This is a genomic window from Hypericibacter terrae, from assembly GCF_008728855.1.
In the GTDB taxonomy this organism is placed as follows: domain Bacteria; phylum Pseudomonadota; class Alphaproteobacteria; order Dongiales; family Dongiaceae; genus Hypericibacter; species Hypericibacter terrae.
Genome location: NZ_CP042906.1, coordinates 2,167,055 through 2,190,211 on the forward strand (window position 1 = coordinate 2,167,055; position 23,157 = coordinate 2,190,211).

Consider the following 23,157-nt stretch of genomic DNA (forward strand, 5'->3'; position numbering starts at 1 on the left):
GACGCGGGGTTCAATCCGGGATCCTCGTTCAGGTCTTCGGTTCGAGGCTGGCGCCCGCGATCTTTTCGCAGGTGCCCTTCGGCACATAGATCCAGGCATCCGGCTGCCGGTCCTGGGTGGTGGTGCCGGCACAGGAATTGGATGCGGTCTGGCAGTCATTCTTGCCGGCGGCCGAGATTCCGAAGCACTTCTCGTTATCTGCGGCGGTCGCTGTCGTCGCCTGCGCCATCGAGATGGCGGCGGCGATCGCCGAGGCAAGAAGCAGTGCGGTCTTCATAGGCGAGGTCTCCTGGGTTGGGGCTCGAGGCGATCCAGAGATAACATCGGACCGGGATGCATTTTAGGCATGGAAACGAGCTTTCACGATGATTTTATGGCCACGTTATCAAGCCTTTGAGCCATCCCTTCCGCGCGACGGACAGCCCAGCGTGCCGGAGAACCCGTTCCAGGCGCGATCAAACGCCCGTGACGCCCGGCTTTGTGATCGGGCTTGTCTTGGAGAGAGGGGCGAGGTCACCATCCCGGCAGCCGGCCGGCGCGGATCGCGCAGGGCCGCAAGATCGGGAGAGCCATCGATGCCGGAGTCAGCCGCAGGCCGACGGGTGATCGCCACCCGTAGCGTTCCCTACCGCGAATACGACATGGAGGGGCCGCTGCAGCGCGACATCAGCTATCTGCCCCTGAGTTATCGGAACGAGACCAAGGAAGGCTGCTATCTGATGCGGATGGACCCGGGCGCGGTCACGATCGCGCACGACCATCCGGGCTTCGAGGAATTCATGGTGCTCGAGGGCGAGTTGATCGACAGCGACGGACGGCGCCTGCGCGCCGGCGATTTCGTGAGCTACGAGCCTGGAACCCATCATAATTCCTGGACCGAGAGCGGCTGTGTCATCATCGTCTTCGAATGGGGCGTGGAGCGGAGCAGGAGCGGTGGAAGGGCGACTCAAACGTCTTAAATCCCATGAACTTGTGGGTTTTCCGTGGCCGCGACGGATAAGCCGTTGCTTTTCCTCCTTCGAGGGGCTAAATCGCCCGCACCCAGGTAGGGTATAGTTTTTCTGGGGTCGCCCCTGGTGGCCCCGGGCCCTTTACCCGGACGGCTCCTCGAGAGCCTCCGCACCGGACCTGTTCCCACCATCATCGGCTGGTCAATGGATTATCTCGATAAGCTCGAATCGCAGAGCGTTTATGTCCTGCGCGAAGCCTTCAACCGCATCGAGAAGCTCGCGATGCTGTGGTCGCTCGGCAAGGACAGCAACGTCATGATCTGGCTCGCGCGCAAGGCCTTCTTCGGCCATGTGCCGTTCCCGACCATGCATATCGATACCGGCAAGAAGTTTCCGGAGATGTACGCCTTTCGCGATCGCTATGCGAAGGAATGGAACCTGAATTTCATCCGCGAGGTCTGCCCGCCGATCGAGGAGACCGACCCGTCGCTGCCGCCGGCGGCCCGCTCCGCGGCGCGCAAGACGCTCGGCCTGCGCGCGGCCATCGCCAAGCATGGCTTCACCGGCATCATCGCCGGCATCCGGCGCGACGAAGAGGCGGTCCGCGCCAAGGAACGCTATTTCAGCCCGCGCGGCGATGCCGGCCAATGGGATTTCCGCGACCAGCCGCCGGAGTTCTGGGACCACTTCAACACCGATCTGCCGCCGGGCACGCACTTACGCGTGCATCCGCTGCTGCATTGGACCGAGGTCGATATCTGGCGCTATACCGAGCGCGAGAAGATTCCCTGCGTGCCGCTCTACTTCGCCAAGAACGGCAAGCGATACCGCTCGCTGGGCGACGCCGACATCACCTCTCCCTTCAACAGCACAGCCACCACCATCCCCGAGATCATCGCCGAGCTGGAAGCGACCCGCACGCCCGAGCGTGCCGGCCGCGCCATGGACCGCGAGACCGAGGATGCGTTCGAGCGCCTGCGCGCCGACGGCTATATGTGAGCCTGGAAACCGGGATGTCGAACAAAGCAAAATCGAGTGCGGCGCGCGAGCAGCTGCGCATTGTCATCGTCGGCCATGTCGATCACGGCAAGTCGACCCTCGTCGGTCGCCTGTTCCACGACACGGGCTCGCTGCCCGAAGGCAAATTCGAAGCCATCAAGGCGATGTGCGAACGCCGCGGGATGCCCTTCGAATGGGCCTTCCTCATGGATTCGTTCCAGTCGGAGCGCGACCAGGGCATCACCATCGACACCTCGCAGATCTGGTTCAAGACCCAGAAGCGCGATTACGTCATCATCGACGCGCCCGGCCATCGCGAGTTCATCAAGAACATGATCACCGGCGCCTCGAGCGCCGAGGCGGCGATGCTGCTGATCGATGCCGGCCACGGCATCCAGCAGCAGTCGCGCCTGCACGGGTTCCTCTTGAACCTGCTCGGCATCCGCCAGGTGGCGGTGGTCGTGAACAAGATGGACCTGGTGGATTATTCGGCCCAGCGCTTCGCCGAAATCCGCCAGCAATACACGCACTATCTGGGCGGTCTTGGCGTCACCCCCGACTATTTCATCCCGATCTCGGCGCGCGACGGCGACAACATGGCCGAGCGCTCGGCGCGCATGAACTGGTATCAGGGACCGACCGTGGTGGAGGCGCTCGACAGCTTCCATCCGACCGCGCGCCCGACCGACCAGCCGCTGCGCCTGCCGATCCAGGACGTCTACAAGTTCGACGACCGGCGCATCATCGTCGGCCGGATCGAGAGCGGCGTGCTGTCGGTCGGCGACCGCCTGATGTTCTCGCCCTCCAACAAGACGGCCCGCATCTCCTCGATCGAGACCTGGAGCACGCCTTCGAAGCCGGTCGGGGCGCAGGCCGGCCAGTCGGTCGGCATCATGCTCGACGACCAGCTCTTCCTCGAGCGCGGCGAGCTGGCGAGCCACGAGGCCGACGCGCCGATCGAGACCAACGTCTTCCGCGGACGCCTGTTCTGGCTGGGCCATGAGCCGCTCAAGGTGGGCGATACCTACGAACTTAAGCTCATGACCCGCTCGACGCCGGTCACGGTGCAGAAGATCGAGCGGGTGTTCGACGCCGAGGATCTGACCGAAAAGGCCGCGATCGAGGTGCCGCGTCACGGCGTGGCCGACATCATCCTGCGCAGCCGCGGCCTGCTCGCGCTCGACGAGGGGCGGGACATGGCGCGCTCCGGCCGTTTCGCGCTCAGCGACGGCCATAACATCGTCGCCGGCGGCGTCGTCAGCATGGAAGGCTACCCCGACCAGCGCGAGCTGGTGACGACCAAGGGCCGCAACATCAAGCGCGTCGCCCACGGCGTCGCGGTCGATGCGCGCACCGCGCGCAACGGCCATATGGGCGGCGTGCTCTGGTTCACGGGTCTCTCGGGCGCCGGCAAATCCACGATCGCGATGGCGGTCGAGCAGGAATTGTTCGTGCGCGGCTATCAGGTCTATGTGCTCGACGGCGACAATGTGCGCCACGGGCTGAATGCCAATCTCGGCTTCTCGCCCGACGATCGCGCCGAGAACATCCGTCGTATCGGTGAGGTGGCGTCGCTCTTTGCCGACGCCGGCATGATCGCGATCACCGCTTTCATCTCGCCCTATCGTTCGGATCGCCAGCGGGCGCGCGAGGCGGCCAAGGGCGCCTTCCACGAGATCTATGTCGAGGCCGACGTCGCGACCTGCGAAAGCCGCGATCCGAAAGGCCTCTACAAGAAGGCGCGCTCCGGCGAGATCGCCGAGTTCACCGGCGTATCGGCGCCCTATGAGCCGCCGGAGGCCGCCGAGCTGGTGGTCGATACGAAAAAACTTTCGGTGGCCGACAGCGTGAGCAAGGTGCTCGCATACATCGAACGGCATATGGCACTGAAGGGCCCGGCAAAGACCCGCTGATTCGCCCCAATTTCTCCACAGATTCGCGGGGGATTGGCGTGGGTTGGGGTGATTTCTGCTTGCACGCCTCGGACCCCCCGGTTACGGTCCAGTCCATTAACGATCTGCCGCCCAACGCGGCACCGAATCACAGGCCCTTCATGGCTCCGGAGCAGGGACCGGGGCGATGGATTGATGCAGTTGTGCTAGGAACCAGGCCGACGCCATAGGTGTCGACCCCTTGGTCCTGTTTTCGGCGCGGTTCGCCGCGTCCCATTGATCGCTTGGGGGGACGGGGATGTCAGCTTGGCTGCAAGGAATCCGACAACGGACCGCGCGCTGGCAAGCGCGCGTGTTCATGACGCGCGAAGTCCTCATCCGAGCCGACGGCAAAGTCACTTACCTCACCATCTCACCGGGCCTGCAGAAGGCCGTCGCTCTGACGATTCTCGCCGGCATCGTGTGGACGACCTACAGCTCGGTCGGCATGGTGGTGAACGAGCGCGTCATCGAGCGGAAGAATAACGAAGTCGCCGCTGCCCGCGAGGCCTATGACAATTTGATGAATGGCGTGGGCAGCGCCTATGACGAGTTCGCAAAACTCGTCGGCAATCTCCAGAAGAGTCAGAATGAATTGCTGGGCCTCGCCGATTCCGAGCTGGGCGCATCGCGCGATCCGGCCCAGCTTGCGGAGATCACCCAACGCGCGGCGGCGGCCCGCCAGTCGCTCGGCGAGGCGGACGCCGCGATTCGCGCCAAGCTCGCGGTCTTCGAGGGCGATCTCTCCTCGATCGCGGCGCAGCACCAGAAGCTCAACGACACGATCGCGCAACTCCAGGACGAGCTCCGCCTGGCCGATCGCGAGCGGAGCCAGCTGCAGGCCGCGAATGCGGCGCTGAGCGCGGCCCTGAACGACAGCGGCGAGCAGATCGCGTCGGTCACCACCGAGCAGGAGCGGCGCGAGGAGCGGGTCCGGTTGCTGCAGCAGGCGGTGGCGGCCCTGACCCATGATCGCAATGCGCTGTCCGACCGGCGCACGCAGCTTTCCGACGAGATCAAGAAGCTGGAGCAGCGGCTGGTCGCCTATCAGACCTCGCAGCAATCGGTGGTCGAGAATCTGGCGGCGCGCACCCGCACCAACGTGGACGAGGTGCTGAAGACCGTCGCGATGACCGGGCTCGATGTCGACAAGCTCTTGTCGCGGGCCGGCGAGAGCATGCCGGGAATCGGCGGGCCCTTTGTCGATCTGCGCCAGGTGGCGGATCTGAATGCGGCCGAGAGCGCCATGCTGACCGTGGCCAGTCTCGACGACGAGGTCGACCGCTGGGATCGGCTCCAGTTCGTGCTGCACACCCTGCCGCTGGCGGCCCCCCTGGATCATTTCCTGCTGTCGAGCGGCTTCGGCAGCAGGCGCGACCCCATCAATGGCAGACTGGCGGTCCATGAGGGGTTGGATTTCCTGAGCGAGTTGGGTGCCCCCGTCATGGCGACGGCGCCCGGCAAGGTCGTCTTTGCCGGGTGGAAGGGCGATTATGGCAAAATGGTGGAAATCGACCATGGTCTGGGCATTCACACCCGCTATGGGCATTTGAAGTCCATCACTGTTAAGGTGGGAGATGAAGTAACCTACCGGCAGCAGATCGGCGCACTCGGCAACACCGGGCGCAGCACTGGCCCCCATGTTCACTACGAAGTGCGCGTGGACGATAAAGCCTTCGATCCGATGAACTTCCTTGAGGCAGGACGCTATGTTTTCAAAGGGTAACAACAGACAGCCGTCGAGTTCTTCGACCATGGTTCAAAACGAGCCGGCGCGCACCACGACACGAACCTCTTCGACTCCGTCCATCATCAGCGCCGATCTGCATGTGATCGGCGATCTGGTGTCGAACGGCGACATCCAGGTGGATGGCGAAATCGAGGGCGACATTCAGAGCCGGACCATCACCATCGGCGCCACTGCGCATGTGCGCGGCTCGGTGTCCGCGGAGACGGTGCGGGTCTGTGGTGCAGTCACCGGGCAGATCCGTGGCAACACGGTTTCGCTCGATCGCACCGCGCGCGTTTCCGGCGACATCCTTCATGCGAGCCTGGCGATCGAGCCGGGTGCGTTTCTGGAAGGGCATTGCCGTCGCATTGAAAGCGTGACCGCCGACACCTCCGTGACGCCCCTGATCGAGCATGATCGCGGGCACAGCTCGGAATCGGTTCCGGCAGCCGCCAACCTCTAGTCGAGGCCGACGGCCCATAAAAAACGCGTCGTCCGGCCCCGTCACGGGGCCGAGACGGCGCGTTTGCGTTTGTGACGAGAGCTTCCGAGCCGCTAGACGGGGAGAGCGAGCGCCCGCGCGTAGGTGTCGGGGTCGACATTGCCGCCGGAGAGCACGACGACGACGGTGCGCCCCTTGAAATCGAGATTGCCGGTCAGCAGGGCCGCCAGCGCCACGGCGCCGCCGGGCTCGACCACCAGCTTCAGCAGCGTGTGCGCGATCGCGATCGTCTTCATGACCTCGTCGTCGCTGACCGCGAGGCCGCCGGCCAGCTGACGCCGGTTGAGGGCGAAGGTGAGTTCGCCCGGCATTGCCGCCATCAGCGCATCGCAGATGCTGCGCGCATCCGGGGCGTTGCCCACCCGCTCGCCCTTTTCGAGCGAGCGCCTCGTGTCGTCGAAGTCGCGGGGCTCGCAGGCATAGACCTTGATGGCCGGCAAGGCGTGCTTGAGGGCAAGCGCGGTGCCGGCGATCAGCCCGCCGCCGCCGGCGGGCACCAGCGCGATCTCGGGCGTCAATCCCAGCGCCGAGGCGTCGGTCGCGATCTCGCGCCCGATGGTGCCCTGGCCCGCGATGATGTCGGGATCGTCATAGGGTCGCACGATCGCAGCCCCGCGTTCGGCGGCGAGCTTCTTGGTGACCTGCTCGCGATCCTCGCGATAGCGATCGTAAGGGATGACCTCGGCGCCCAGCGCGCGCGTGTTGTTGAGCTTGATGGCGGGCGCATCGGCCGGCATCACGATCGTCGCCGGCAGGCCGAGGAGCGCCGCGGCCGCGGCCACCCCTTGGGCGTGATTGCCCGACGAGAAGGCGACGATGGCCTTCGGCTTGGGCCCTTCCTCGACCAGCTTGCGGATCTTGTTGAAGGCACCGCGGAACTTGAAGGAGCCGGTGCGCTGCAGGGTCTCGGGTTTGATCAGGACCCGGGCGCCGGTCAGCCGATCGAGCGCCGGCGAGCGCAGCAGCGGCGTATGGATCGCATGGCCGGCCAGACGCAAGGCCGCCTGCTCGATCTGGCGGTAGGTCGGCAGGTCTTGGGTCGCGACGGCCTCAGCGATGGTCGAGGCGGGCGAAGAGGGCATCGATGGCCTCCAGGGCAGCGGGTTCGTCCAGCATGGGCGCATGGCCCACGCCCGGCAGGGTCACATGAATCAGGTCGGGCTTTGCAGCGATCATTTTCGCAAGGCTGCCATCCGACAACACGTCCGACCGGCCGCCGCGCACCACCAGCACCGGCCGGCGATCGAGCGCCCGGAACAGGGGCCAGAGATCGGGGAGGGGGCCGCCGTCGCGCAGGGGCCGCGCCAGTGCCACGTCCCAATCGACATGGAGCCCGTCATCGGCCTCCCGGAAGGTGGAGTGCGCGAGGTTGCGCCAGGCCTCTTCGTCCGGCAGGCCCAGATCGGGATAGGTCGCCTTGAGATGGGCGACGGCGGCGGCCCAGTTGGCCTGCGGATGATCCTGGCCGATATAGTCGATGATGCGCGAGACGCCGCCGGATTCGATCTCGGGCCCGATATCGTTCAGCACCGCGGCAACGAGCGCCGCGGGCCTCGCGACCGCGAGCCCCATGGTCAGGAGCCCGCCCATCGAGGTGCCGATCGAAACGAAGCGGTCGATGCCTTCGAGGGTCAGGAGCTGCAGCAGATCCTCGAGATAGGTTTCCGGTCGGTATTTCCGCCAATCGGGATCGTAGGCGGAGAGGCCGCGGCCCCGGTAATCGGGACAGATGACCCGGCGCCCCGGTGCCGCCAGATGGCAGGCGAGATCGTGGAAATCCTTCGAGTTGCGCGTGACGCCCGAGAGGCAGAGCACGGCCGGCCCCGCCGCCAGCGGATCGCCATAGGCGCGGTAATAGAGCGGGAGTCCGTCCACGGTGCGGTAGCGGCGCGCTTCGAAGCGGTCGGGGGGAAGGGAGGAGGGGGCCATGGGAGGATTGTGATCGTTACCGATGCGAAGGAGAAGGCTCAGGAAAAACTCACCGCCCTCCCAGCCGGCGTGCGGGAGGGGGTGAGTTCATCTCTGCTTCGCCCCGCTAGCTGCCAAGCAGATCCGGCAGATCGGCCAGTTGTCTCACCTGTGCAAGGGGCCGGCCGGGAAGGCGATCGAGGGGTGCGCCCTCGCGATTGACCCAGACGGTTTGAAATCCAAAGGCGGCAGCGCCTGCGGCGTCCCAGCCGTTGGCGCTGACGAAAGCGATCCTGGCGGCCTCGATGCCGAGGCGATCGACCGCCAGTTGATAGACCGTGGGAACCGGCTTGTAGCGTCCGATCGTCTCGATCGAGAGAACCGCGTCGAACAGCGCCGGGAGCGTCGCCTTGCCGACGATCGCCTCCAGCATGACCGGCGTGCCGTTGGAGAGGATCCCGGTCCGCAGGCCTCGGCCGCGCAGGAGGCGCAAAGTCGCCGCCGCATCGGGATAGGCATCGAGCTCCAGATAGATCTCCAGCAGCCGGTCGCGGAGCGCGGCCGGCAATGAAAGCGCTTCCAGCGCGTAATCCAGCGCATCGGCGGTGACCTGCTGGAAGTCGGCGTGGCGCCCCATCAAGGTCCGCAGCCATGTGTATTCGAGCTGTTTCTGGCGCCAGAGACGGCTCAGGGCGACATGGCGTTCGCCCAGCGCCTCGCGATGGCGAGCGGCGGCGCTGGCGACATCGAACAGGGTGCCGTAGGCGTCGAAGACGAACGCGCGGACGGAGCGAAGCGGCGCAGCGGCCGCTGCCGTCACGGGGTGGCGCTCCGGCCGAGATCCTGCTCGAGCGAGAGGGCGATCTCGGTCTTGCCGTTCAGGCGGTGACGATAGACCTGGAGGTTCTCGAGCACGCGCTGGACATAGTTGCGCGTCTCGGAGAAGGGGATGGTCTCGATCCAGTCGATCGCGTCGACCCCGCGGTCGCGCGGATCGCCGAATTCGGACATCCAGGACTGCACGCGCGCCGGGCCCGCATTGTAGGAGGCGATCGCCAGGATGTAGGAGCCGTCGAAGCCGTTGACCAGGTCGCCCAGATAGGCGCGGCCGAGCTTGATGTTGTAGCTCGGGTCCTTGGTCAGCTTCGCGTCGCTATAGGGAAGCTGCAGCTTCTTGGCGATCTGCTTGGCCGTGCGCGGCATGAGCTGCATCAGCCCGAGCGCGCCCGCCGAGCTCGTCGCCTTCTGGTCGAAGGCGCTTTCCTGGCGGATGACGGCGAGGATCAGCGCGTCCTCGGGATTGTCGCCGGCCGGCAGGGCCTGCATCGGATAGAGATAATCCAGCAGCTCCACGCCTTGCGTGCGGGCCTGCTTCGCGACCGCCACGCCATAGTCGCGCCGGCCGATATCGTCGGCGAGGTCGGCGATCATGCGGTACTCGGCCGGCTCCTTCGCGCGCTCCGTCAAGCGCAGGAGGAAGCTCCGGCACCGGTCGGCTTCGTCGAGTTCGCCCAGCATCCGCACCAGCCGCACCAGCTCGAGCTTCTCGAACTTGGCCTTGCCCTCGTTGGTGATCTTGGGCAGGCGCGGGAAGCTGAGCCCGTCGGCCGTGCCGAGGCGCTGGGCCGCCAATTGTCCGTAATAGCTGGAAAGGCTCTCGGCCGCCTTCTTGTACCATTCCTGCGCCAGGGCCTTTTCGCCCATCTCCTCGGCGGCGCGTCCGGCCCAATAGGCGCCGCGCCCCTTGCTGATGGCCGAGCCGACGCCGGCATAGAGCCTGGTGAAATGGTCGTAGCCGGTCTTGAATTCGTTCAGGAAACGGAGCGCGATCCAGCCGGCGAGGAACTCGCCATCGGCGAAGACGGCCCCGTCGTCGGCGCCATGGGCCTCGGCCAGACGATAGGCGACCGAGATGTCGCCGCGCTCGAGCGCATGGCGCGCCGCATACTCATATTCCTTCCACATCAGGACGGGATAGGGATTGGTCGGCGGCGGCGGATCGAGCAGGGCGGCGGCGCCCACATCGTCGTCGTTGCGGCGCTTGAAGCGGGCCCGGTCGTAGATCAGGCCCGGATCGTTCTGCAGCGATTTCGGTACCGCGGCGACCACATTGTCCACATTGGGGCCGCCCGTCATCAGGCGGATCCGCGCCTCGGCGAGCTTGCGGTGATCGTCGTCGACCCGGGCCATGGCGCGGCGGGCATCGTCGGCATCGCCCGCCCAGAGGAGGTGGTCGAGCCGGGCCAGATGATCCTGGGGTCGCAGGAAGCTGCCGAATTGATCGAGATAGGCCTGCTCCTTGTCGGGATTGATCGACAATTCGATCCATCCGGCGCGCACGACCCGGGCGGCGTCGTCGCGCAGGCCCGAGGCCGCATAGGCGCGGCCGAGCGCGATCGTGCCCTCGATGGTCTGAGGCTTGCGGCCCTTGAACCAGGCCAGCGTCTCGGCGATGCCGTAATCGGCCGGCATGGCCCGCTCGCCCGCCTGCTGCAGCGAGATCTGGCCGGGCCAATCCGGGTTGTCGCGCATGAATCTGGTGATCTCGTCGAAGGACCGGCCGGGGCCGGGACGGATCAGGTCGAGCCACTGGATCATCTTGGCCGGCAGCTTTTCCTTCGCCCGCTGCGCGATCTCCCGGGCCTTGGCCCAGTTCTGCTTGTCGACCTGCTTGAAGGCGTCGATGTAGATCGCCTTGTCGGAGCCGCTCAGCAGCTTGGCCTCGGCGACGCCATGCCCGAGAACCGACGCGCCCGCAATCAGGGCGACCAACAGAAAAAGGCGCTGCAGAACGGCGGTGCCGCGCAAGAAACAAGACCCCTTTCCGGGTCGGATCGGTCAGCGAGTGGGCCGGATGCGTCGAGCGACTCGGTCGCCCAGCATGCCCCCTAATGCTTATCAAAGTGCCAACAAGCCTGCCACTGCGCAGGCCACCGCAGGCCGCCATGCTGAGAGGCGAGAACGGTTTTTCCGAGGCGGGATGCCGGCCGCGGCGGGGCCGGTCCCACCGGCCCTAGGGCAAAGCGGCGCCTGGAAAACCGGGGTCAGCCGGCTTGCGGGGGCGGGGCCGGGTTTGTATGGTCCCCCGACCGTCACGGGGGCCAGGTCCGGCCGCAGCCCTGACGTCTCCCCATTCCTGCCGAATTGTGGCGACCGGACGCCAGGAGAAGCGATGTTCAAGGGTTCCTTCACTGCATTGATCACGCCGATGCGCAACGGCGCGGTCGACGAGCGGGCGTTCCAGGATCTCTGCGAGTGGCAGATTGCCGAGGGGACCCATGGGCTGGTTCCGGTCGGCACCACGGGCGAATCCCCGACCCTCTCCCATGAAGAGCATATGCGCGTCGTCGAGCTCTGCATCGAGGCGGCGGCGGGCCGGGTTCCGGTCGTTGCCGGCACCGGCTCGAACTCGACCGCCGAGGCGATCCAGCTGACTCAGCATGCCAAGGAGGCCGGCGCCACCGCCGCGCTCGTCGTGCTGCCCTATTACAACAAGCCGACGCCCGAGGGGCAGTATCAGCATTACAAGGCGATCCATGACGCGGTCGACATCCCGATCATCATCTACAACGTGCCGCCGCGCAGCGCCGTCGACATGACGGTCGAGACCATGGCGCGGCTGGCCAAGCTGCCGCGCATTGTCGGCGTGAAGGACGCGACCGCCGACCTGACCCGGTCGCTCTCCACCCGGCTCGCGATCGGCTCGGAATTCTGCCAGCTCTCCGGCGAGGACGGGACGGCGATCGCCTTCCTGTCCCAGGGCGGCCATGGCTGCATCTCGGTGACGTCCAACGTGGCCCCGCGGCTCTGCGCCCAGATGCACAATGCCTGGCAGGCCGGCCGCTTCCCCGAGGCCATGGCGATCCATGAGCGGCTCTTCCCGCTGCACAAGGCGCTGTTCTGCGAGACCAGCCCCGGCCCCGTCAAATATGCGGCCAGCCTGATCGGCCGCGGGACCGCCGAGGCGCGTCTGCCGATCTGCGAGATCGCGGACAGCTCGAAGCAGAAGGTCAAGAGCGCGATGGTGTCGGTCGGGCTCTTGAACTGAGCCTGGAGCGCACGAGACCGGAACCATGGCGCGCGACCCCGATACCCAGCGTTTCGCGGCGCAGAACCGCAAAGCGCGCCACGATTATTTCATCGAGGACACGCTCGAGGCCGGCATGATGCTGCTCGGCACCGAGGTGAAGTCGCTGCGCACCGGCCGGGCCTCGATCGCCGAGGCCTTCGCGGTCGAGAAGGACGGCGCGCTCTGGCTCGTCAACGCCTTCATCCCGGAATATGAGTCGGCTTCCCGCTTCAACCATCTGCCGCGGCGCGCCCGCAAGCTTCTGGTCCGCAAGCGCGAGATGAGCCGTCTCCTGGGCTCGATCACGCGCGACGGCATGACGCTGATCCCGCTGGCGATCTATTTCAACGATCGCGGCATCGCCAAGCTCCAGCTCGGCCTGGCCAAGGGCAAGAAGAAGGTCGACAAGCGCGAGAGCATCAAGGAGCGCGACTGGAAGCGCGACAAGGCGCGCGAGATGCGCAACCGCAACCGCTAGCGGGTTTCAGGCGTTGCGAGTACTTCCCTGTCTCCTCCCCCTTAAGCAGGGCAATCGCATGTGGCGAGGCGATTGAATCCCCTCTCCCAACTTTTGGGGGAGGGCAGGGAGGGTGATGACTCGGTCCAGGATCTCGTCGGGGTGCGAAGGGGGCGATACCGAGCAGCCCCCTCCCCAACCCTCCGCCAAAAGTTGGGGAAGGGGATTCTAGCGCCACTCTTCGTCACCCGTCGCCTCAGCTTCGCTCGATCTCGCGCTTGAGGTTGGCGACCACGGCATCGAACATCGCCTCGGTCAGCCGGCCGGTGTTGGTGTTGAGACGCGAGCAGTGATAGCTGTCGGCCAGGATCAGGCCGCCCGACAGCTGATGTACCGTCCCATGGCCGAAGCGATAGGCGCTGCGCTTTTCGCCCGCGGCTGCCAGGAGCGCGTCGTGGGCGATACCGCCCAAGGCCAGCACCGCCTTGAGCCGCGGCATGGCCGCGATTTCGGCGGCGAGGAAACTGTTGCAGGTCTTGATCTCGGCCGGCACCGGCTTGTTCTCGGGCGGCACGCAGCGCACGGCATTGGTGACCCGGCAGTCGATCAGCTCGAGGCTGTCGTCGCGGCGGCGCTCGAACGCGCCCCTGGCGAAGCCGTTGCGCTTCAGGCTGGCATAGAGCAGGTCGCCGGCGTAATCGCCGGTGAAGGGCCGGCCGGTGCGGTTGGCGCCGCGCAGGCCCGGCGCCAGCCCCAGGATCAGCAGCCGTGCCTCCAGCGTGCCGAAGGCCGGCACCGGCGCATTGTGCCAGCCGGGCTCGGCCGCGCGGTTGCGCGCGCGCATCTCGACGAGGCGGGGACAACGGGGGCAGTCGGCCCCCGGATCGAGCCGCGGATCGCCGACCGCCCCCGCGCGGGGGGCGGGGGGCGTCATAGGCGGGTTGGTATCACGAACTCAGGCGGGCTGCACCAGCCGGCCGGCTTCGTCCGCGGGACCGCGCACCGAATGCTGGGGATGCTGGCGCTGGATGCGGTCGGCGAGATCGGTCAGGTCGATGAAACGGTCGGCCTGGCGGCGCAGCTCATCGGCGATCATCGGCGGCTGGGACCGGACCGTCGAGACCACGGTCGCCCGGACGCCCCGGCGCTGGACCGCTTCGACCAGGCGGCGGAAATCGCCGTCGCCGGAGAACAGCAGGGCATGGTCGATATGCTCCGCCATCTCGAGCATGTCGATGGCGAGCTCGACATCCATGTTCCCCTTGCGCTTGCGCTGGCCGGTGGCGTCGACGAACTCCTTGGTCGGCTTCGTCACCATCGTGTAGCCGTTGTAATCCAGCCAATCGACCAGCGGGCGGATCGGCGAATACTCCTCGTTCTCCGTCAGGGCGGTGTAATAGAACGCACGAACCAGATGGCACCCGGCCTGAAAAAGCTCCAGCAGGCGCTTGTAATCGATGTCGAATCCAAGGCTTTTGGCGGCCGCGTAGGTATTGGCGCCGTCGATGAAAATCGCGACCTTCTCTTGGGGATAGAAAAACTTACTGACCATTCTCTTTATCCCTGATGTGTTGGATTTAAAACAGGCTCGATCTATCTGTGGCAACGATGTGATATCAAGTTTAGCCGTACTCGTTACCTTGCTTATTTGGGTCTGTCGAGCACTGCAGGCAAGACGATGTTTTCAGCTTTTACCTTCTCATCGAGCGCGTTTCGGGACTTTTCCCCATGACCGCCTCTGGCAATGAAACGATTCTCATCGCACTTGGTGCCAATCTTCCGAGCCCGCGTTTCGGGGCGCCCCGCGCCACGCTGGAGGCCGCCCTGGCGGCGATCGCCGCCAAGGGCGTGCGGATCCTCCGGCGCTCCTCCTGGTGGGAATCTGAACCGGTGCCGGCCTCGGACCAGCCCTGGTATGTGAATGGCGTGGCCGCCGTCGCCACGGCCCTGGAGCCTGTTGCGCTGTTGAGACTGCTCCACGGGGTCGAGGCCGAGTTCGGGCGGATCCGGGGCGCCCGGAACGAGGCTCGCCTGCTCGACCTCGATCTGCTGGCCTATGGCGACCGCCGGCGGGAGGGGCCCGAGCCGCCTCTGCTGCCGCATCCGCGTCTGGCCGACCGGGCCTTCGTGCTGCTGCCGCTGGCCGAGGTCGCTCCCGACTGGCGCCACCCGGTTTCCCAAGAAACTGTGCGGCAATTGATCGCGCGATTGCCCGCGGGCCAGAAGATCCGGCGGATCGAGGCCTGAAAGGGCAGGGGCGGGGCGCCGGTTTGGCGCCCGCCGATCAAGGACTTGGCTGGCCTTGGCGAGGGCTGCCGAGGGCTTCCGGGCGGCTCCCTCCGTCGTCTCCAAATTGCGTCGTAAAGGCTTTGGAATCCTTGCGTTTCTGAAATCGGCTTCCTATATTCACCTCAACCAATCCCTTGACCGTCTAGCTGGAGGGCGACGCATGGCGCGCGTTACCGTAGAAGATTGCGTCCTTAAGGTTCCCAACCGTTTCGATCTGGTGATGCTCGCGGCGCAACGTGCGCGCGACATCTCGGCGGGCTCCGCGCTCACCGTCGATCGCGACAACGACAAGAATCCGGTCGTCTCGCTGCGCGAGATCGCCGACACGACCATCGACCTCGAGGCGCTCAACCAGAGCCTCATCAAGGGCCTGCAGAAGGTCGCCGAGGTGGATGAGCCGACCGAGGACGAAGGCAGCTTCGGCGAGGGCACGGAACTCCTTAACGACATCATGGAAACATTGCCCGAGGGCGATGGGCAGGACGAGGGCGACCTCGAGGACGACGCCGACGATGCGGGCGACCTCGATGTCCCGAACGAGGATGGCCAAGAGGGCACAGACCAGGGTGGGCGTCCGGAGTAAGGTCGCAGGCGGCATCGAACCCGACCCGCGCCGCGACGCGACGATTGTCGTCCGGACGCGGGCCTTCGGTGCTGGGGCGCCGAAGCTCCACGCGATTTCCCATGTCATGAGTCCGATGGGCTCGGGGTGGCGGTCATGATCCGCCAGTTCGAGCTCGTCGAGTTGGTCAAGGGCTACGATCCAGGCGCGGATGAGGAAACCCTCAACCGCGCCTATGTTTTTTCGATGAAGGCGCATGGCTCGCAGTCGCGGGCCTCGGGCGATCCTTATTTTTCGCACCCGCTCGGCGTTGCCGAAATCCTCACCCGCATGAAGCTCGACGGCGCGTCGATCGCGACCGCGCTGCTGCACGATACCGTCGAGGATACCGAAGCGACGCTCGAGCAGATCGAGCAGCTCTTCGGCAAGGAGATCGCGCGGCTGGTGGACGGAGTCACCAAGCTCTCGCGCCTCGAGCTGCAGTCCGACAGCACCAAACATGCGGAGAACTTCCGCAAGCTGGTGCTGGCCATGTCGGACGACATCCGCGTGCTGCTGGTCAAGCTGGCCGACCGGCTGCACAACATGCAGACGCTGCATTTCATCAAGGATCCCGACAAGCGCAAGCGCATCGCGCTCGAGACGCTGGACATCTACGCGCCCCTGGCCGAGCGCATCGGCATGCAGCGGATGAAGGACGAGCTCGAGAACCTCGCCTTCGCCGAGATCAACCCCGAGGCCTGCAAGTCGATCAAGCAGCGTCTCTCGTTCCTGCGCGAGCAGGGCGGGGTGGTGGTCACGCGCATCATCGACAAGCTCAAGGCCGACCTGGCCGAGGGCGGGGTGGAGGCCCAGATCTCGGGCCGCGAGAAGTCGCCCTACTCGATCTGGCGCAAGATGCAGCGCAAGAATATCGGCTTCGAGCAGCTCTCCGACATCATGGCCTTCCGCATCGTCGTCGCCGATGTCGGCCAGTGCTACCAGGCGCTGGGCATCCTCCACAGCCGCTACGCGATGGTGCCGGGCCGCTTCAAGGACTACATCTCGACGCCCAAGCCCAACAATTACCGCTCGCTGCACAGCGGCGTGATTGGTCCCGAGCGCCAGCGCATCGAGATCCAGATCCGCACCCGCGACATGCACGAGGTCGCCGATCTCGGCGTCGCGGCACATTGGAAATACAAGCAGAACGGCGAGCGCATCGACGGCAAGCAATATCGCTGGCTGCGCGAGCTGCTCGACATCCTGGAGCATGCCGCGGGGCCCGAGGAGTTCCTCGAGCACACCAAGCTCGAGATGTTCCAAGACCAGGTGTTCTGCTTCACGCCCAAGGGCGATCTGATCGCGCTGCCGCGCGGCGCCACGCCGGTCGATTTCGCCTATGCGGTCCATTCCCAGATCGGCGATACCTGCGTCGGCGCCAAGGTCAATGGGCGCATCGTGCCGCTCTCGAGCGTGCTCACCAACGGCGACCAGGTCGAGATCGTCACCTCACGGGCGCAGACGCCGTCGCCGACCTGGGAGCGTTTCGTCGTCACCGGCCGCGCCAGGGCGCGAATCCGGCGCTATGTCCGCACCCAGCAGCGCACCCAATATATCGAGCTCGGCAAGGCCATCCTGGAGAAGGAATTCCGCCAGGAGGGCTTCGAGTTCACCGCGAAGGGCATCGACGGCGTCCTCAAGAAACTCAAATTCGAGAGCGGCGACGACCTGATGGCGGCGGTGGGCGCCGGCCTGCAGAGCGGGCGCGAGGTGCTCCACGCCGTCTATCCCGGCACCAAGGCCGCACCGAAGACGCCGAAGATCGGGCCGATGACGTCCGGCGGCAAGGCGAAGGCGACCAAGAAGGCCAAGGGGCCGGCGATCCCCATCGTGGGGCTGATCCCGGGCATGGCGCTGCATTTCGCCGGCTGTTGCCACCCGCTGCCGGGCGACCGCATCGTCGGAATCGTCACCACCGGCAAGGGCGTCACCATCCACACCATCGACTGCGAGAGCCTGGAGGCCTTCGCCGACGCGCCGGAACGCTGGCTCGATGTCGGCTGGGACAACGGTTCGGGCGATCCCGAAGTCCATGTCGGCCGGCTGCATGTGGTGCTCAACAACGAGCCCGGCAGCCTCGGCAACATCTCCTCGGTGATCGGCAAGAGCGAGGGCAACATCTCGAACCTCAAGATCACGCGCCGGTCGCTCGATTTCTTCGAGATGATGATCGACGTCGAGGTCAAGGATGTGCGCCACCTGACCAACATCATCGCGGCCTTGCGCGCGACTCCGACGGTGTCCTCGGTCGAGCGGGCGCGAGGATAGTCGAACGCCAGTCGCATTCAGAATGCCGCCCATTCCGCCGTCTTCGCTAGGCAAGTCACGCTGTGGGCCGCTCAGGCCCCGCTCCAAATGGAGGGTCTGCGCGACTGAAGAGGAACGAGGATGCAAGCGACCATCGGCGACATTGATGGGTGCGAGGATCTTTATCTCGAATTCGCCATTGAAGGCGGCGATCATCGCCTGAGATTGCTGATTACCGAGGCCGAACTCACCGATAAGGTGACGCCTCTCGTCATCGGGGGAATCGATTTCGCTCCGAGGAGCATCGAGCACACGGCGGATTGCCGTTGTTTCGAGGTTATATGGCCAAGCACCATCGCCTGTTCGATCCGCAACGAGTCTTACTGTGGCCAAAGCCGATCTGAGGAGTTCAATGGGCGGCACTTCGGTCTCTACGCCAAGTCCCATTACCTGGAGTTCGTCTCGGCCGCCACTGTGGCGACGCAGGACTATCCGGGGCCGTTCAAGCATTGGGGAATTTTCACCTTAAACCACGTGATCGACGTGGTTTCCACCGACGAGCCGACGGTCCGGATCGTGCAGCCGAAGGAATATTCGCAGTTGCGCCGGTGGTCGAGCACTCCCAGCTAGACAAGGAGCCGTTCTGGTCGCCGGTCAGGGGGTGCAGTATTCTGGCGCCAAGGACTTGAAGGAGACCCTATGGAGCATCCCTTGCGCCTCGGCGTGAACATCGACCACGTCGCCACCATCCGCAACGCGCGGGGTGGCCTGCATCCCGATCCCGTCCGTGCGGCGCGCCTCGCGGCGCAGGCGGGCGCCGACGGCATCACCGCCCATCTGCGCGAGGATCGGCGCCATATCTCCGACATCGACATCAAGCGGCTTGCGCGCGAGATCGAGCTGCCGCTCAACCTCGAGATGGCCGCGACCCGCGAGATGCTGGCGATCGCGCTGCAGCATCGTCCTCATGCCGCCTGCATTGTTCCGGAGAAGCGGGAGGAGCGGACCACCGAAGGCGGCCTCGACGTGGCTCGCGGTCGTGCCCAGCTCGAGCCCTTCGTCCGTGAGCTGGTGGCGGCGGGCATCCGCGTCTCGATGTTCGTCGAGGCAGACCCGGCTCAGCTCGACGCGGCCAAGGCGATCGGCGCGGCGGTGGTCGAGCTCCATACCGGCGCCTATTGTCATGCCGAAGGCGCGGCGCGCGATCATGAGCTCGCCCGCATCGTGGCGGCCGCGGCGCATGCCGAGCGCGTGGGGCTCGAATGCCATGCCGGTCATGGCCTGACCTATGACACCGTCGGGCCGATCGCCGCGATCGCCACCCTGGCCGAGCTCAATATCGGTCACTTCCTGGTGGGCGAGGCGATTTTCGTCGGCCTGGAGACGGCCATCCGCGGCATGCGCAAGCTCATGGATCAGGCCCGCGCGGAGGCCGGCGGTACGCGGCGGAGCGCGGGCCGGCCATGACCCCTTCCTGCAAGGATCGCTCGCGATGATCCTCGGTATCGGCTCCGACATCATCGACATCCGGCGCATCGAGCGGACACTGGAGCGGTTCGGCGAGCGCTTCATCGAGCGGGTCTATACCGATATCGAGCGGGCCAAGTCCGACCGGCGGGCCAACCGGGCGGCGAGCTATGCCAAGCGGTTCGCGGCCAAGGAGGCCTGCGCCAAGGCGCTCGGCACCGGTTTCAGCCAGGGGGTGTTCTGGCGGGATCTGGGGGTGGTCAACCTGCCGTCGGGCAAGCCCACCATGAAGCTCACGGGCGGCGCGGCGGCGCGGCTGGCGAAGATCACGCCGGAAGGCATGGTCGCCCAGATCGACCTGACCATCACCGACGACGATCCGCAGGCCCAGGCCATCGTGATCATCTCGGCGTTGCCGGCAGGACCCCGATAATCTTGAATTCCCGTTAGAATTGCCGGGTTCCCGCCGGGTTCGACCGGCGCTCTGCGGCCGGAAGTGCGCTTGACATGAGGTGCCGCTAACTGGCTTGATCCGCGCGGCTCCGGCTCGGCGGGGCGCACAATCTGAGTCGGCGTAGAGGGCGATGGCGCGAAAGAATTCGGGTGGCTTCGGCGAGACCATCAGGACGGTCGTCTATGCGGTATTGATCGCCGTGGTGATCCGGACCTTCGCTTACGAGCCGTTCAATATCCCCTCGGGCTCGATGAAGCCGACGCTGTTGATCGGCGACTACCTCTTCGTCTCGAAATTTTCCTACGGCTATAGCCGCTTCTCGCTGCCCTTCAGCCCCAATATCTTCAGCGGGCGCATCCTGGGCGGGGAGCCGCAGCGTGGCGACGTCGCCGTGTTCAAGAAGCCGACCGACAACCAGACCGACTATATCAAGCGGATCGTCGGCCTGCCGGGCGATACCATCCAGGTCGTGGGCGGCATCCTCCAGATCAACGGAACGCCCGTGACCCGCGAGGAAGTCGGCACCTATACCGACGACGACGGCCGCGTCTACACGCGCTATATCGAGACGCTTCCCAATGGCGTGAAGCATCCGATCCTGGAGACGAGCGACCACGAGTTCCTCGACAACACCGCCCCCTATCTGGTTCCGCCCGGGCACTACTTCGCGATGGGCGACAACCGCGACAATTCGCAGGACAGCCGTGTCATGAGCGATGTCGGCTTCGTGCCCGCCGAGAATCTGATCGGCCGCGCCGAGTTCCTGTTCTTCTCGACCGACGGCACCGCCGGCTGGCTGGAGCCTTGGAAATGGTTCGGCGCGATCCGCTACGATCGCCTGTTCCAGGCGGTGCGGTGAGCGGGGGACCCGACATCAGCGGGTCCGATGTCGCCGAGCTCGAAACCAGCCTCGGCCACGTTTTCGATGACAAGTCGCTGCTGCTGGCGGCCCTGACCCATCCGAGCCTGGCCGGCTTGAGGGGCGGGCGCGGCCTCGGCACCTATGAACGGCTCGAATTCCTGGGCGACCGGGTGCTGGGCCTGATCGTGGCTGAAATGCTCTATCGAACCTTTCCGCAGGAAGATGAAGGTGCGCTCGCGCGACGCTTCGCCGAGCTGGTGCGCCGCGAGAGCATCGCGCGGATCTCGGGCGCCATCGGCCTCGGCCGTCATCTGCGCCTGGCCGCGAGCGAGGCGGGCTCGGGCGGGCGGGACAATCCGGCCTTGCTGGCCGATGCTGGCGAGGCCGTGATCGCGGCGCTCTATCTCGATGGCGGTCTCGAGGCGGCGCGCCGCTTCGTCGAGCCGGCCTGGCGTCCGCTCGTCGCCGAGGAGATCATCCCGCCCCAGGACGCCAAGACGGCGCTCCAGGAATGGGCGCAAGGGCAGGGGCTGGCGCTGCCGGTCTATGCGCTGGTCTCGACCGCGGGCCCCGCGCATGAGCCGCGCTTCGCCGTCGAGGTCCGGGTCGAGGGCCATGGCAAGGCGACCGGATCGGGCAAGTCGAAACGGGCGGCGGAACAGGCCGCGGCCGCGGCGATCCTCGCCCGCCTCGATCCCGACGGCTTCAAGCCATGAGCACCAAGAAAAGCGCCAAGAAGAGTGACAAGCCGGCGGCGACGCGATGCGGCTTCGTCGCCGTGATCGGCGCGCCCAATGCCGGCAAATCGACGCTGGTGAACCGGCTGGTCGGCGCCAAGGTCTCGATCGTGTCGCCCAAGGTGCAGACCACCCGCAGCCGCGTGCTGGGCATTGCCATGCGCGACAATGCGCAAATCCTCTTCGTCGACACGCCCGGCATCTTCGCGCCGCGCCGCCGGCTCGACCGCGCCATGGTCGCCGCCGCCTGGCAGGGGGCGGGCGATGCCGATCTCGTCGTGCTGCTGATCGACACCAGCCACAAGCAGCCCGACGAGGAGACGACGCGGATCATCGCCGACCTGAAGCGCGCCGACCGCCAGATCATCCTCGCCCTCAACAAGGTCGATCTGGTCAAGCAGCGCGAGCGGCTCCTGGCGCTCGCCGCCGAAATGGATGCGACCGGCTGCTTCAGCGACATCTTCATGATCTCGGCCGAGACCGGCGACGGCGTGGAGGATCTGATGAAGGTCCTGATCTCGCGCCTGCCTTCCGGTCCCTGGCTCTATCCCGAGGACCAGACCACCGACGTGCCCCTGCGCCTGCTCGCGGCCGAGGTGACGCGCGAGCATCTCTTCCGGCAGCTGCATCAGGAGCTGCCCTATGCCCTCACCGTCGAGACCGAGAGCTGGGAGGATTTCCAGGACGGCAGCGTCAAGATCCAGCAGATGATCCTGGTCGAGCGCGACGGCCAGAAGGCGATCGTGATCGGCAAGGGCGGCGCCCGCGCCAAGGCCGTGCGCGAAGCCGCGCAGGCCGAGCTCGAGGCGATGCTGGAGCGCAAGGTCCACCTCTTCCTCGCGGTCAAGGTCCGCCAGGGCTGGAGCGAGGAACGCGAACGCTTTAGAGACCTCGGCCTCGACTGGGACGCGTGACGCGCGTTTATGAAGCGAGAGATTTAAAAAAAGATTCCACGCCCCCTCCCCTTGCGGGAGGGGGGTAGGGGGAGGGGCCTTCTCGATCTGTGCAAGTGAGGCGCCCACAATTCAAGTTCGTCGGAACAGTTCGACTTCTTAACGGCGAAGATGGGTACTAGCATTCGCGCAGCGGCGCCTGTGCTTGAGGCAAGCCCCTCCCCCTACCCCCTCCCGCAAGGGGAGGGGGCGTGGTTTCTCTTCCAACGCGCCGCCCCGAATGCACAGACGTTTGTGTTCCGGACACCCCCGATGGAATGGCAAGAGGAAGGCATTCTGCTGGCGACGCGGGCTCTGGGGGAGGGCAGCGCGGTCGTATCGCTGCTGACGCGCGGGCAGGGGCGTCATGCGGGGCTGGTGAAGGGCGCGATGAGCCGGTCGGCCGGCGGGCGCTATCAGCCCGGCAATCGCGTGCAGGCGGTCTGGCGTGCGCGCCTCGCGGAGCATCTGGGCCATCTCACCTGCGAGCTGCTGGACTGCCCGGCGGCGCGGCTGCTCGACGATCCCGATCGCCTGGCGGGTCTCTCTTCCGCGCTCTCGGTCACCGAGGCCGCCCTGCCGGAGCGCGAGCCGCATCCGAGCGTGTTCGACGGGCTCGTCGCCTTCATCGAGGAGCTGGAGGGCGGCAGCCCCGGCTGGACCTCCTCCTATGTGCGCTGGGAGCTGACCCTGCTGGGAGATCTGGGATACGGCCTCGATCTCACCTCCTGCGCCGTCACCGGCGTGACCGAGGGCCTGACCTTCGTGTCGCCCAAGAGCGGTCGCGCGGTCGCGACCGAGGCGGCCCAGCCCTGGCGCGACCGCCTGCTGCCGCTGCCGCCTTTTGTGGCTGACCCCGCCCGGACGGCGCAGAGCGAGGAGCTGATGCAGGGGCTCGCTCTCACCGGCTATTTCCTGGAGCGCCACGCGCTGGTAGCCGTGGGCGGCCGGGGTGGCTTGCCGCCGGCGCGCGAGCGGTTTGTCGAACGACTCTCGAGGCGGCGGAGCTGACGCGGCGGA

24 protein-coding genes are annotated in these 23,157 nt (G+C 66.1%); 17 read left to right on the forward strand and 7 right to left on the reverse strand.

What is annotated here, in order from left to right; translation table 11 throughout:
* Window positions 1–28: 28 nt before the first annotated feature.
* Complete coding sequence (locus tag FRZ44_RS09930; RefSeq protein ID WP_151177033.1) at window positions 29–277, reverse strand: BufA1 family periplasmic bufferin-type metallophore; 249 nt, start codon at window positions 275–277, stop codon at window positions 29–31.
* Window positions 278–575: 298 nt separating this feature from the next.
* Between FRZ44_RS09930 and FRZ44_RS09935 the strand changes: the two genes are divergently transcribed.
* From FRZ44_RS09935 to FRZ44_RS09955, 5 genes are all read left to right on the forward strand, one after another.
* A complete protein-coding gene (locus FRZ44_RS09935; RefSeq protein WP_225308634.1) occupies window positions 576–959 on the forward strand; it encodes a cupin domain-containing protein in 384 nt (127 codons plus the stop codon).
* A 195-nt stretch (window positions 960–1,154) separates the two neighbouring features.
* On the forward strand, window positions 1,155–1,949 hold the full coding sequence (gene cysD / locus FRZ44_RS09940) for a sulfate adenylyltransferase subunit CysD (protein WP_151177034.1): 795 nt from the start codon (window positions 1,155–1,157) through the stop codon (window positions 1,947–1,949).
* Window positions 1,950–1,963: 14 nt separating this feature from the next.
* On the forward strand, window positions 1,964–3,862 hold the full coding sequence (gene cysC, locus FRZ44_RS09945; protein ID WP_151177035.1) for an adenylyl-sulfate kinase: 1,899 nt from the start codon (window positions 1,964–1,966) through the stop codon (window positions 3,860–3,862).
* A 337-nt stretch (window positions 3,863–4,199) separates the two neighbouring features.
* Entirely contained in the window at window positions 4,200–5,606 is a 1,407-nt protein-coding gene (locus FRZ44_RS09950) for a M23 family metallopeptidase (protein ID WP_191908515.1), read from the forward strand.
* Window positions 5,607–5,634: 28 nt separating this feature from the next.
* Window positions 5,635–6,072 (forward strand): bactofilin family protein, encoded by a 438-nt coding sequence (locus tag FRZ44_RS09955; protein ID WP_225308635.1) that lies wholly within the window; start codon window positions 5,635–5,637, stop codon window positions 6,070–6,072.
* A 92-nt stretch (window positions 6,073–6,164) separates the two neighbouring features.
* On the opposite strand, the gene FRZ44_RS09960 is transcribed toward FRZ44_RS09955, so the two are convergent.
* The 4 genes from FRZ44_RS09960 to FRZ44_RS09975 all read right to left on the reverse strand — a co-directional run bounded on the left by FRZ44_RS09960 (window position 6,165) and on the right by FRZ44_RS09975 (window position 10,827).
* On the reverse strand, window positions 6,165–7,193 hold the full coding sequence (locus FRZ44_RS09960; protein WP_151177037.1) for a threonine ammonia-lyase: 1,029 nt from the start codon (window positions 7,191–7,193) through the stop codon (window positions 6,165–6,167).
* On the reverse strand, window positions 7,162–8,040 hold the full coding sequence (locus tag FRZ44_RS09965; RefSeq protein WP_151177038.1) for an alpha/beta fold hydrolase: 879 nt from the start codon (window positions 8,038–8,040) through the stop codon (window positions 7,162–7,164). Before FRZ44_RS09965 ends, FRZ44_RS09960 begins: the two co-directional genes overlap by 32 nt.
* Before the next feature lie 106 nt (window positions 8,041–8,146).
* A complete protein-coding gene (locus FRZ44_RS09970; protein ID WP_151177039.1) occupies window positions 8,147–8,839 on the reverse strand; it encodes a haloacid dehalogenase type II in 693 nt (230 codons plus the stop codon).
* Window positions 8,836–10,827 carry a lytic transglycosylase domain-containing protein gene (locus FRZ44_RS09975; RefSeq protein WP_151177040.1) on the reverse strand — a complete coding sequence of 664 codons (1,992 nt, stop codon included), beginning with the start codon at window positions 10,825–10,827 and terminating at the stop codon, window positions 8,836–8,838. The genes FRZ44_RS09970 and FRZ44_RS09975 overlap by 4 nt, the downstream gene beginning before the upstream one ends.
* A 364-nt stretch (window positions 10,828–11,191) precedes the next feature.
* On the opposite strand from FRZ44_RS09975, the gene dapA reads away from it, so the two are divergent.
* Both dapA and smpB read left to right on the forward strand, forming a co-directional pair.
* Entirely contained in the window at window positions 11,192–12,067 is an 876-nt protein-coding gene (gene dapA / locus FRZ44_RS09980) for a 4-hydroxy-tetrahydrodipicolinate synthase (RefSeq protein WP_151177041.1), read from the forward strand.
* A gap of 25 nt (window positions 12,068–12,092) precedes the next feature.
* On the forward strand, window positions 12,093–12,566 hold the full coding sequence (gene smpB, locus FRZ44_RS09985; protein ID WP_151177042.1) for an SsrA-binding protein SmpB: 474 nt from the start codon (window positions 12,093–12,095) through the stop codon (window positions 12,564–12,566).
* 235 nt (window positions 12,567–12,801) lie between these two features.
* Here smpB and FRZ44_RS09990 read toward each other — a convergent pair whose 3' ends face one another.
* Window positions 12,802–13,479, reverse strand: a complete 678-nt coding sequence (locus FRZ44_RS09990) for a uracil-DNA glycosylase (protein ID WP_151177043.1) — start codon at window positions 13,477–13,479, stop codon at window positions 12,802–12,804.
* 21 nt (window positions 13,480–13,500) lie between these two features.
* Window positions 13,501–14,097 carry a LabA-like NYN domain-containing protein gene (locus FRZ44_RS09995; RefSeq protein WP_151177044.1) on the reverse strand — a complete coding sequence of 199 codons (597 nt, stop codon included), beginning with the start codon at window positions 14,095–14,097 and terminating at the stop codon, window positions 13,501–13,503.
* Window positions 14,098–14,273: 176 nt separating this feature from the next.
* On the opposite strand from FRZ44_RS09995, the gene folK reads away from it, so the two are divergent.
* From folK to recO, 10 genes are all read left to right on the forward strand, one after another.
* Window positions 14,274–14,792 (forward strand): 2-amino-4-hydroxy-6-hydroxymethyldihydropteridine diphosphokinase, encoded by a 519-nt coding sequence (gene folK, locus FRZ44_RS10000; RefSeq protein WP_151177045.1) that lies wholly within the window; start codon window positions 14,274–14,276, stop codon window positions 14,790–14,792.
* A 202-nt stretch (window positions 14,793–14,994) separates the two neighbouring features.
* Window positions 14,995–15,417 carry a DNA-directed RNA polymerase subunit omega gene (gene rpoZ, locus FRZ44_RS10005; RefSeq protein WP_151177046.1) on the forward strand — a complete coding sequence of 141 codons (423 nt, stop codon included), beginning with the start codon at window positions 14,995–14,997 and terminating at the stop codon, window positions 15,415–15,417.
* Between the two features lie 135 nt (window positions 15,418–15,552).
* Window positions 15,553–17,706, forward strand: coding sequence for a RelA/SpoT family protein (locus FRZ44_RS10010; protein WP_151177047.1), 2,154 nt, complete (start codon window positions 15,553–15,555; stop codon window positions 17,704–17,706).
* A 120-nt stretch (window positions 17,707–17,826) separates the two neighbouring features.
* Window positions 17,827–18,315 carry a hypothetical protein gene (locus tag FRZ44_RS10015; protein WP_151177048.1) on the forward strand — a complete coding sequence of 163 codons (489 nt, stop codon included), beginning with the start codon at window positions 17,827–17,829 and terminating at the stop codon, window positions 18,313–18,315.
* Window positions 18,316–18,384: 69 nt separating this feature from the next.
* Complete coding sequence (locus tag FRZ44_RS10020) at window positions 18,385–19,152, forward strand: pyridoxine 5'-phosphate synthase (protein WP_151177049.1); 768 nt, start codon at window positions 18,385–18,387, stop codon at window positions 19,150–19,152.
* Between the two features lie 25 nt (window positions 19,153–19,177).
* Complete coding sequence (acpS, locus tag FRZ44_RS10025) at window positions 19,178–19,585, forward strand: holo-ACP synthase (protein ID WP_151177050.1); 408 nt, start codon at window positions 19,178–19,180, stop codon at window positions 19,583–19,585.
* 151 nt (window positions 19,586–19,736) lie between these two features.
* Window positions 19,737–20,465: a signal peptidase I gene (gene lepB, locus FRZ44_RS10030; protein WP_151177051.1), complete on the forward strand. Its 729-nt coding sequence runs from the start codon at window positions 19,737–19,739 to the stop codon at window positions 20,463–20,465.
* Window positions 20,462–21,184, forward strand: a complete 723-nt coding sequence (gene rnc / locus FRZ44_RS10035; protein WP_225308636.1) for a ribonuclease III — start codon at window positions 20,462–20,464, stop codon at window positions 21,182–21,184. Before lepB ends, rnc begins: the two co-directional genes overlap by 4 nt.
* On the forward strand, window positions 21,181–22,119 hold the full coding sequence (gene era, locus FRZ44_RS10040; protein ID WP_151177053.1) for a GTPase Era: 939 nt from the start codon (window positions 21,181–21,183) through the stop codon (window positions 22,117–22,119). Before rnc ends, era begins: the two co-directional genes overlap by 4 nt.
* A gap of 291 nt (window positions 22,120–22,410) precedes the next feature.
* Window positions 22,411–23,148, forward strand: coding sequence for a DNA repair protein RecO (gene recO, locus FRZ44_RS10045; protein ID WP_151177054.1), 738 nt, complete (start codon window positions 22,411–22,413; stop codon window positions 23,146–23,148).
* The last annotated feature ends 9 nt before the right edge of the window (window positions 23,149–23,157 follow it).